This window comes from Ideonella sp. P3_A4, assembly GCF_056403075.1.
The window spans coordinates 1-2230 of sequence record NZ_JBFUGE010000828.1 but is presented as its reverse complement, the minus strand read 5'-3'; the positions used below and the strand labels follow the sequence as shown (position 1 = coordinate 2230).

3 protein-coding genes are annotated in these 2230 nt (G+C 64.9%); 1 reads left to right on the top strand and 2 read right to left on the bottom strand.

The window, feature by feature from the left end; translation table 11 throughout:
* Positions 1-654: type I secretion C-terminal target domain-containing protein (locus AC1DYI_RS33275; RefSeq protein ID WP_477208382.1), on the top strand; the 654-nt coding region annotated here is incomplete at its 5' end.
* 105 nt (positions 655-759) lie between these two features.
* Here AC1DYI_RS33275 and AC1DYI_RS33270 read toward each other — a convergent pair.
* Both AC1DYI_RS33270 and AC1DYI_RS33265 read right to left on the bottom strand, forming a co-directional pair.
* Complete coding sequence (locus AC1DYI_RS33270) at positions 760-1596, bottom strand: substrate-binding periplasmic protein (RefSeq protein WP_477208381.1); 837 nt, start codon at positions 1594-1596, stop codon at positions 760-762.
* A 146-nt stretch (positions 1597-1742) separates the two neighbouring features.
* Positions 1743-2230 (bottom strand): alpha/beta hydrolase (locus tag AC1DYI_RS33265; protein WP_477208380.1); only part of this gene is annotated, 488 nt, incomplete at its 5' end.

Below are 2230 nucleotides of genomic sequence, written 5' to 3'. Positions count from 1 at the left end.
AGCTCAGCCACCTTCCAGACGCTGAGCCTGGACAACCTGGCGCTGTTCCAGACCGAGAACGCGCCGGCGCTGACCGAACTGCAGGACATCATCGAGAACCCGACGGTCAATGGCCAGTACATGATCCGCACCGGCCAGGAAGCCTACGGCGGCACTGGTGCCGACAGCATCACTGGCAGTGACGGCCGCGATGTGATCCACGGCGGCGCCGGCAGTGACAGCCTCAACGGCGGCGGCGCGGCCGACCGCATCGAAGGCGGCGCGGGCAACGACACGCTGACCGGCGGCCTCGGTGCCGATACCTTCCGCTGGGAACTCGCCGACCACGGCAGCAACGGCACGCCGGCGGTCGACACGATCACCGACTTCGACACCCGCGGCTACACCTCGGGCGGCGACCGCCTGGACCTGCGCGACCTGCTGGCCGGCGAAAGCCAGGCCGGCGGCAACCTGGGCAGCTACATCAGCTTCGAAAAGGTGGGCAGCAACACGGTGGTGCACATCTCCAGCGCAGGTGGCTTCGGCAGCGGCTACACGGCTACGGCTGAAGACCAGACCATCGTGCTGCAGAACGTGGACCTGACCAACGGCTTCACGACCAACGCGCAGATCATTCAAGACCTGCTGGACAAGGGCAAGATCGTCACCGATTGATGTGGGGGGACCACCGACGCCGGCCCCCACGATGGGGCCGGCGCGGCGCGGTCGGTCTGTCATGAAGTGGCGGGCGAGCGATTGAGCAGCCGTCCGCTTGCTCGCTCACTTGGACGCCGGAGCTTGAGGGCTGGCATCCACCGGTCCTTCCTCATAGAGCCGCATGTACTTGGCCGTCAGCCGATCCAGCTCGGTGCGCCGGATATCGGCGAGCGCTTTCCAGATCACCAGGGTCAGCGCGGGGTGTTTGGCCTGGAAGGGGTGGCTGACCTGCAGGTAGTAGTCGCGGACGACCAGCGGCGGGCTCAGCTTGACGACACCGTTGAATGCCGCCGGGGTCTTCTTCAGCGTGTAGTCACCCACCTCGGTCAACTGGGCGAAGCCATCGACGCGGCCTGCCAGCAGCATCCGGAAGCCACTCTCCGAGTTGTTGACCTCCCGGACGATGACGCCCATCTTCTTCAGATCGTCCACGATCGCGTAACCGCGCATGGCGGCGATCTCCGTCTTGACGTTGCCGATGCGGCTGCCGTCCCAATCGACGGGCGAGTCGCGCAGCTTGAACAAGCTGTATGACTTGGTATCGATCCGATAGGTTGGGTCGTCCTTGCCATCTCTCATCGGGTACACGCCAATCTTCAGCCGCTCGGGCTTGAAGCTGCTGGAGAAGATTGCGTCGACGTCGCCGGATTCCAGCTCTGCCAAGCAGCGCGCCCATGGTCTTCTCGAGAACGAGATGTGCAGATCAGGCAACCGATGCTGGATCTGCCGGACCAACTCCACCAGGATGCCGGGATCCTCCGGTACCGCATCGCCGGAGCCGGTGTGGTCCGGCGTGTCCTTGTCTTCGTACGCCACTCGGAACTGGACGGGTTCGGCGCACGCGATGCCCGCGCTGAACAATACGATCAGCGGGAATGCAATCCGAACTCTGGCGAGCATGATTCGCCTCCGCAGTGAGCCGAGAGGGCCGCGCCTTTTTAGCTGCCAAGTCAAGCTGGGCAACGTTGCCCCTCAGCTTGGCGCCCAGGCACCGAATTCAGTATAGGAGCATGCGRCCGGCTGGGGGTGCCCGGCCGCATTGTTCGTCAGCCGCGCAAGAAGGCCAGCAGGTCGGCGTTCAGCCGGTCCTTGTGCGTGTCGGTGATGCCGTGGGGGCCGCCGCTGTAGACGATCAGCTTGGCGCCCTTGACGAGCTTGACCGTGGCCTTGGCCGTGGTCTCGATCGGCACGATCTGGTCATCGCCGCCATGGATGACCAGGGTCGGGACGTCGAACCTCTTCAGGTCCTCGACGAAGTTGCTTTCGGAGAAGGCCTTGATCGAATCGAAGGTGGCCTTGTGCCCGGCTTGCATGCCCTGGTGCCAGAACGAATCGATCGCGCCTTGCGACGGCTTCGCGCCGGGCCGGTTGTAGCCGAAGAACGGGCCGCTGGCGATGTCGTGGTAGAGCTGGGCCCGGTCGTTCAGCGAGGCCGTGCGCAGTCCGTCGAAGACTTCCATCGGCACGCCGTCGGGGTTGGCTGGCGTCTTGACCATGATCGGCGTGACGGCCCCCACCAACACCACCTTGGCGA

Coding starts and splice junctions, on each gene's coding strand:
- AC1DYI_RS33270 (WP_477208381.1), bottom strand. CDS start 1,596: ATGCTCGCCAGAGTTCGGATTGCATTCCCGCTGATCGTATTGTTCAGC.